Below are 7198 nucleotides of genomic sequence, written 5' to 3'. Positions count from 1 at the left end.
CAACCCGTCTACCAGGAGCTTCGCTACGTCATGAGCCGAACTGGCAACCTGCGATCACGCTGTGATCAGAAGGCATCCACCAAGGATGAAAAAGCTTCAAGGGGACGACGACGTGAAGCGACGCGCCGCGATCCAGCTCCTCACCGCGATCGGTGCCGGGACGGCCATTCCCCCCGGCGTCATCGAGACCATTCTGTCCGGGGTCGAGGACGTCCTGGGCAACCGGCTCGACCTGGACGAGTGGGAACGGATCCTCCACGAATACCCCCGTCAGATGAACCAGAGGCCCGTGGGGTCGATGATCGGTGATCTGGCGGGCGACTTCATCACCGTGGGGCGGCTCCTCAAGCGATCGCATGCGGTCGCGGAGAGAACCGGCCTGCTGCGAATGAGCGCCGGGCTCGCGGGACTCCTGGCCGTGGAACTCGATGATCTCGGGGAGTGGCGAGTCGCCGAAACCGCGTGGAGCACCGCGGGCCGTTCGGCCGACGCCTCGGGCGACCGGAACCTGGCGATCTGGGTGCGAGGTCGGCAGGCCCAGGTGGCGAACTACGCGGGAAAGTCGGATCGTGTCATCTCCGACTTGGTGGGGGAGGCCCAGTATCGCGCCGGTAAGGCGCCCTCGAACGGGCTCGCCAGAGCTCATGCGACGACCGCCATCATGGCTGCGGCCCGTGGGGACGATACGGCCGCCCATGCGGCTCTGAACGACTGTAAGGCCGTGACGGGCAAGATGGCCGGGACGGGGGCGGGAAACGTCGTGTGCTCCGGCTGGGGCGAAAAGAACATGTGGTGGACGGAGGCGTACGTCCTGGCCCTGCTGGGTGATCAGCGTGCGGGAGCGGCGCTCGATCAGGCTCTGGCGCTCTATCCGTCCGGAACCCTGGGAGCGGTGACCAACCTGCATCTCATGCGAGCGCTGACCTTGGTCAAGGACCGCGACATCGACCATGGTCTGGCTTATGCGCTCGCCGCTCTTGAGGACGGTGACGCCAAAGGGACCATGCGGCGCCGCCTGGTCGGGCAGATCGTCGACGCGTTGCCCGAGAAGGCGCGGACGCTTCCGGAGGCGCGGGAGCTTCGGGTACTGACCTCCCATCGGGCCCGCACCGCCGTCCTCTGACCATCGCGAGGCCCCGCCGAGCGCTCGGCGGGGCCTCCGCGCGTCGCCGTATTCGTCGCCTTCAGACGGTTCCAGAAAAGAGAAATCAGTTCAGGAACGCTCCTGTCCTGCTTTCTGTGATTCCTCAAGATTTCTGTTCATCGCATTCGCCTTTCAGTTCGGGTCGAAATTTTCGGACCCCGTCCGGAATATCGGTTACGCCGATTCTCGCTCAGACGCTTGGTTGTGATTTGTTGCGGTCATTGGTGTAATCGCCGCATGAGAGATCTTCGAAGATCGAAAAGGGTGCTGCTTGCGGGGCTCGGCGCCGCTGCGCTGGCGATGAGCGGACCACAGGCGAACGCGGGTGCGGCCATCGTGTCCGGGCCGCACATCGTCTCCCTCGGCCAGTTACCCGGTGGCACCCACAGCAGCGCGTACGACATCAACAACCGAGGTGTCATCGTCGGTTCCAGCCAGACGGCCACGGGGGGCGACCACGCCGTCCGGTGGGACCCCGACGGGCGCATCACCGACCTCGGTACCCTCCCCGGCGGTGACTACAGCCACGCCGAAGCGATCAACGACCGCGGCTACATCGTCGGCGAGGCCCGCACCGCCGATGGGAGCGATCATGCCGTGCGCTGGGCTCCGGACGGAACCATCACCGATCTCGACGCCCTCAACGGCCAGCGCGGCAGCCGGGCCACCGGAATCAACGACAGGGGATACGCGATCGGCTTCACGTGGATTCCCAACGGGATATCCCACGCGGTGAGATGGCGGCCGGACGGCACCGGCTCCGACCTCGGAACGAACTCCCCGCTGAAGTCGACCATGGCCTTCGGGATCAACGACCACGGCGTCGTGACCGGCGTCACCACCGAGGGGGCGGAGGGAGCTCACTATCACTATCCCCTCACCTGGGCCGACGGAAGCACCACGGGTGTCGTGCTGCCTCCCCTGCCCAACGACGAACATCGCGGCTCCGCCGTGGGCATCAACGACAAGGGCCTGGTCGTCGGCTATTCGCAGATCGGTCACGCTCTTCCCATGAGCCTCACCGTCCACGCGACCGTGTGGAGCCCCGGAGCCGCCGTGCCGACCGACCTCGGTGGGCTGCCCGGTGGTGACTTCTCCAGCTACGCGAACGATGTCAACGACGAGGCGGACATCGTCGGCTCCGCGGTGACGAACCGTTCCTACGATTACCAGGCGATCCTGTGGGAGCGGGAGAAGAGCGGCTGGCGCCTCGTGCCGCTGCCGCAGCTGCCGGGCGGCACCTGGAGCGAGGCGAAGGCGATCGGCGATGACGGTGAGGTGGTCGGTACCGCGCACACCGCGCAGGGTCTGGGGGTCGCGGTCCGCTGGGAACGGTGAACCCTTCTCACCTCGACGTGGTGTCTCCACCTGGGGGCGGGTCCCCAGATGGACGCCGCGCTAAGGCAGCTTCCAGTCGACTTCGGGTGCGCCCTGCTGTGCCAGAAGGTGGTTGGCCTTGCTGAAGGGGCGTGAGCCGAAGAAGCCCCGGTCGGCGGACATCGGGCTGGGGTGGGCGGACTCGATGCAGGGGGTGCTGCCCAGGAGCGGCTTGAGGTTGCGCGCGTCGCGGCCCCAGAGGATGGCGACGAGGGGACGGTCGCGGGCGACGAGGGCGCGGATGGCCTGTTCGGTGACCTCTTCCCAACCCTTGCCGCGGTGTGAGCCGGGTTTGCCCGGCATGACGGTGAGGGAGCGGTTCAGGAGCAGGACGCCCTGGTCGGCCCAAGGGGTGAGGTCACCGGTGGACGGCTGGGGGTGGCCGAGGTCGTCGCCGTACTCGCGGAATATGTTGATGAGGCTGCCCGGGATCGGGCGGACGTTCGGGGCGACCGAGAAGCTGAGGCCGACGGCGTGGCCGGGCGTGGGGTAGGGGTCCTGGCCGACGATGAGGACGCGGACGTCGTCGAAGGGCTGGGTGAAGGCGCGCAGGATGTGCTGGCCCGCGGGGAGGTAGCGGCGGCCCGCGGCCACCTCGGCGCGGAGCCAGTCGCCGGCGGCGGCGATCGTGCCCGCGACGGGGGCCAGCGCGGTGGCCCAGCCGGACTCGACGATCTCCGCTAGTGGTCGTGCCGTCATGGCCCACCACCCTAACGAGATGATCAGTGGTTCGAGGGCGGAACCGGGCCCTGATCAGGTTTGTGCGGTTTTCCGGCTGCTTGGAGTCGGAAAGTGTGGGGAAGGTCTCCGCAGCACGTGAAATCAGCAGATGAACCGGGTGAAACGTCCCGTTAAGTTGGCGTTACTTCCTTCCGGGTTCGTTGCTTTACCGGCCGGGACCGCATACCTCCTAGAAGGACAGCGCAGGACGAGGGGACGAGAGCATGAGCCAGCTGACCACCGTGGACGCGACGTTTCTGTACGCCGAGGGCGGCGGGGTGCTCGCTCACATCGCGGGCCTGGGCGTGCTCGACGCGACGGGGTGCCCCGGCGGGCGGCTGACCCCGGAGCGGGTGGCCGAGCTGGTGCGCGCGCGGGCCCATCTGGCGCCGCGTCCACTGCGGCAGCGGCTCGTCCGGGTGCCGCTGGACCTCGACCGGCCGTACTGGGAGGACGACCCGGACTTCGACCCGGCGCGGCACGTGACGGAGGTCTCGCTGCCCTCGCCTGGGAGCGACCGTCAGCTGATGGACGTGGTCGCGGAGCTGCACGAGCGGCCGCTCGACCGGTCCCGGCCGCTGTGGGAGATGACCCTGATCCAGGGCCTGGCGGGCGGCCGGACCGGGCTGTACGTGAAGGTGCACCACGCGGCCGTGGACGGGGTGCTGGCCGCCGAGACGCTGGCCGCGCTGCTGGACCTGTCGCCCGAGGCCCGCGAGCTGCCCGCCGACGAGAGCGTCCCGGCGCGTGCCCCGGAGACGGCGGACATGGTGAGCGCGGGGCTGCTGAGGACCGTGGCGCATCCCGTCCGGGCGGTGCTGTCGGTCGCGCGCATCGCCCCGTACCTGGACGAGGTGCCGGGGCTCTCGTCGATTCCGGGGGCCGCGCGGGTGGCGTCGTTCGCGCAGGGCGTGCTGGGACGGCGGCCGCTGCCGCCGCTGCCGCCGGCGCCCCGGCTGACCGCGCCGCTCACGCCGTTCAACCTGCCGATCGGCCGGCATCGGGCGGTGGCCGTCGGCGAGCTGCCGCTGGCGGAGATCAAGCGGATCGGGCGGTCGCTGGGCGGCAGCGTGAACGACGTGGTCATGGCGCTGTGCGCGACGGCGCTGCGGCAGTGGCTCGACAAGCGGGGGGAGCTGCCGGACGGCCCGCTCGTCGCGGGGGTCCCGGTGTCGCTGCGGCGCGGCGGCCCGGACGGGGACGAGGGCAACCGGGTGTCGATGATGACGGCGCCGCTGGCGACGCACGAGGCCGACCCGGCGGCGCGCTTCGCGGCGGTGCGGCGCGACATGGGCCAGGTCAAGCGGCGGTTCCTCGCGTCCTCGGGACGGTGGGTGCGGGAGGTGGCGGGCCTGGTCCCGGCGCCGCTGGCGGGCCCGGCGGCCCGGCTGGCGCTGTGGGCGGCGCCGGCGCTCCCGCTGCGTCCGGTCAACCTGGTCGTCTCGAACGTGCCGGGCCCGCAGTTCCCGCTGTTCCTGTGCGGGGCGCGGGTGCTGCGCTACTACCCGGTGTCGGTGGTGACCGACCTCAGCGGCGGCCTGAACATCACCGTGTTCTCCTACGACGGGAAGATGAACATCGGCATCGTGGCGTGCCGTGACCTCATCCCGGACCCGGCGGAGCTCGTCGACCACCTCGTGGACGCGCTCGACGAGCTGACCGCGCTCAGCGAGAACGCGCCGGCGAGCTGATCCCGAGCGCGTCCCGGTGCCGCCGGGCGAGCTCCAGCGCGGCGGCGCCGGCGGGCTGCATGGGACCGGGCACGGTGCCCCCGAACGGCGCCATCGTCACGGTGCCCTCGGCGTTGACCTCGACGAGGCCACCGAACAGGCGTTCGAACGCGTCGTCCTGGACGACGACCGCGGTGAGCAGGTCGAGGGCGAGCGTCAGCGGGTCGACGCCGAGGCCGAGGAACCAGGCGCGCAGCTCGCCGTCGCGGCGGGCGGCGGTCAGCTCGCGGTGGAACGGCCAGTCGTCCTGGACGAACCCGGCGCCGTAGTCCTCGTCCCCGCCGAGGAGCTCCTCGGCGTACTCGCGGACCATGCACCGCCACGGGTCGAGGTCGCGGTGCCCGCCGGTCAGCGGCTGGAAGACCCCGACCGGCATGACCTGGTACAGGCCCCCGGCGTGCGCGACCTTCGCCGGGTCGCGCCAGTGCAGCGCGTAGGAGCCGGACGCGGTGACCGTGAGCGTCGTGATCGCGGGCAGCGCGGTGCGGCGGTGCAGGTCGCAGGGGTCGCCGACGCGGGTCCGCAGCGGGAGGCCGTGCGCGCGGGCGGCCAGCTCGTGCGCGACGGCCTCGCCGAGGTTCACGCCGTCGAAGTAGCGGGCGGGGCCGAGCCGCAGGACGGGCGGGGCGGCGTGGAGCAGCCGGTAGCTCGGCCGGTCCTCGAACACCGCGGGCGGCGCGAGGGCCGCCATCGCCTCGGCGTACGTCCGGTAGCCCTCGGGCAGGCCGTTGCGGGGGTCGGCGACGACCGGGGGGACGGGGCGGTCGTCCCATTCCAGCCGGAGGTCCTCCAGGGGGACCGGTTCCGGCGGGACCCATCCGTCCCGGCAGAGCAGGGCCGTCCCGGCGACGCGGGGGACGCCGCGGTAGAGGGCGCTCGCCTCGCGTCCCAGCCGGTCGCGTCCCGCGGTCAGCGCCGCCCGCCCGTCCCGCCACTCCCGTTCATCGGCCCGCATGACCGCAACCCTAGGGCGATGTCCGGTCCGGGTCGGGTTGTATGGGTTCATGAGCGAGGCGACGGAGGACGTGGTCGCGGGCGTCGGGGCGCGGTTGCGCCGGCTGCGGCACCGGCGCGGTGTGACGTTGACGCGGCTGGCCGAGGTGACCGGGATCTCGGTGAGCGCGCTGTCGCGGCTGGAGTCGGGCAAGCGGCGGCCGGGGCTGGAGCTGCTGCTGCCGCTGGCGGAGGCGTACCAGGTTCCGCTGGACGAGCTGGTCGGCGCGCCGCCGGTGGGCGACGAGCGGCTCCGGCTGCGGCCGAGCCGGGTGGGGCGGCGGGTCGTGGTGCCGCTGGCCCGGCGGCCGGGCGGGGTGCGGGCGTACAAGACGCTGATCCCGCCGGTCGAGGCCGAGCCGGAGCCGCGCAGCCACGAGGGCTACGTCTGGATGATGGTTCTGGACGGGCGGCTGCGGCTGCGCCTGGACGAGCGGGAGCTGCTGCTGCGCGCCGGGGAGGGCGCGGAGTTCGATACCCGGCGCCCGCACTGGCTCGGCGGCGCGGGCGGGACGGCGGAGGTGCTGAGCCTCGCCGGGCCGCAGGGTGAGCGGGTCCACATGCGCACGGGACCGCGGGTTCGGAAACCGTGACCTAAAGTTTTATTTCGTGCAGACCGCCCAAACCTCCCAGAACACCCTGAAGAGCCGGACGGAGCCGGGCGCCGCCCCGATCGCGTGGATCCTGTGGTCGGTGGGCGTGCTCGCCTACGTCGCGGCGGTCCTGCACCGCACGTCCTTCGGCGTCGCCGGCCTCGACGCCGTGCACCGCTTCGACGCCTCCGCCGGGATGCTCGCCTCCTTCACCGTCCTGCAGCTGCTGGTCTACGCGGCCCTGCAGATCCCCGTCGGGCTGCTGCTCGACCGGATCGGCCCGCGCTGGACGATCTCCGGCGGCGCGCTGCTGATGGCGGCGGGACAGGCGCTGATGGCCGCGGCCACCGGGGTCGGCACGGCCGTCGCCGCGCGCGTCCTGGTCGGCGCGGGCGACGCCATGACGTTCATCAGCGTGCTGGCCATCGTCGGGGCGTGGTTCCCCGGCCGGCGGATCCCCGTCGTCACCCAGCTGACCGGGCTGCTCGGGCAGCTCGGCCAGGTGCTCAGCGCCGTCCCGCTGGTCGCGCTGCTGCACGGGCCCGGCTGGGGGACCGCGTTCGGGTCGGCCGCCGCGCTCGGCGCGCTGGTCGGCGTGCTCGCCCTGGCGGTGCTGCGGGACGCGCCCGGCGCCGCGCGCC

7 protein-coding genes are annotated in these 7198 nt (G+C 71.8%); 5 read left to right on the top strand and 2 right to left on the bottom strand.

Going from position 1 to position 7198, the window contains the following annotated elements; translation table 11 throughout:
• The first annotated feature begins 85 nt into the window (after window positions 1-85).
• Both E1291_RS37115 and E1291_RS37110 read left to right on the top strand, forming a co-directional pair.
• Window positions 86-1123 (top strand): XRE family transcriptional regulator, encoded by a 1038-nt coding sequence (locus E1291_RS37115; protein WP_131742730.1) that lies wholly within the window; start codon window positions 86-88, stop codon window positions 1121-1123.
• A gap of 285 nt (window positions 1124-1408) precedes the next feature.
• On the top strand, window positions 1409-2482 hold the full coding sequence (locus tag E1291_RS37110; protein WP_165495477.1) for a hypothetical protein: 1074 nt from the start codon (window positions 1409-1411) through the stop codon (window positions 2480-2482).
• Window positions 2483-2542: 60 nt separating this feature from the next.
• Here the strand turns inward: E1291_RS37110 and E1291_RS37105 are convergent, their stop codons facing one another.
• Window positions 2543-3220, bottom strand: coding sequence for a uracil-DNA glycosylase (locus tag E1291_RS37105; protein ID WP_131742728.1), 678 nt, complete (start codon window positions 3218-3220; stop codon window positions 2543-2545).
• Window positions 3221-3465: 245 nt separating this feature from the next.
• On the opposite strand from E1291_RS37105, the gene E1291_RS37100 reads away from it, so the two are divergent.
• Window positions 3466-4932 (top strand): WS/DGAT/MGAT family O-acyltransferase, encoded by a 1467-nt coding sequence (locus tag E1291_RS37100; protein WP_131742727.1) that lies wholly within the window; start codon window positions 3466-3468, stop codon window positions 4930-4932.
• Here the strand turns inward: E1291_RS37100 and E1291_RS37095 are convergent.
• Entirely contained in the window at window positions 4907-5926 is a 1020-nt protein-coding gene (locus E1291_RS37095) for a transcriptional regulator (RefSeq protein ID WP_131742726.1), read from the bottom strand. The genes E1291_RS37100 and E1291_RS37095 overlap by 26 nt on opposite strands.
• Window positions 5927-5975: 49 nt before the next feature.
• Between E1291_RS37095 and E1291_RS37090 the strand changes: the two genes are divergently transcribed.
• Together E1291_RS37090 and E1291_RS37085 are read left to right on the top strand one after the other, a co-directional pair.
• Window positions 5976-6557 carry a helix-turn-helix domain-containing protein gene (locus tag E1291_RS37090; RefSeq protein ID WP_131742725.1) on the top strand — a complete coding sequence of 194 codons (582 nt, stop codon included), beginning with the start codon at window positions 5976-5978 and terminating at the stop codon, window positions 6555-6557.
• Window positions 6558-6573: 16 nt separating this feature from the next.
• A partial coding sequence (locus E1291_RS37085; protein ID WP_242614615.1) for an MFS transporter occupies window positions 6574-7198 on the top strand: 625 nt, incomplete at its 3' end.

It is taken from the genome of Actinomadura roseirufa (genome assembly GCF_900659635.1).
Lineage (GTDB): Bacteria > Actinomycetota > Actinomycetes > Streptosporangiales > Streptosporangiaceae > Spirillospora > Spirillospora roseirufa.
The sequence above is the reverse complement of the archived record's forward strand: the minus strand, read 5'-3'. Positions and strand labels throughout refer to the sequence as shown.

Excerpts from the sequence above, each read along its gene's own strand:
- E1291_RS37115 (WP_131742730.1), top strand. The coding sequence starts at position 86 with ATGAAAAAGCTTCAAGGGGACGACGACGTGAAGCGACGCGCCGCGATC.
- E1291_RS37105 (WP_131742728.1), bottom strand. The coding sequence starts at position 3,220 with ATGACGGCACGACCACTAGCGGAGATCGTCGAGTCCGGCTGGGCCACC.
- E1291_RS37090 (WP_131742725.1), top strand. The coding sequence starts at position 5,976 with ATGAGCGAGGCGACGGAGGACGTGGTCGCGGGCGTCGGGGCGCGGTTG.
- E1291_RS37095 (WP_131742726.1), bottom strand. The coding sequence starts at position 5,926 with ATGCGGGCCGATGAACGGGAGTGGCGGGACGGGCGGGCGGCGCTGACC.
- E1291_RS37100 (WP_131742727.1), top strand. The coding sequence starts at position 3,466 with ATGAGCCAGCTGACCACCGTGGACGCGACGTTTCTGTACGCCGAGGGC.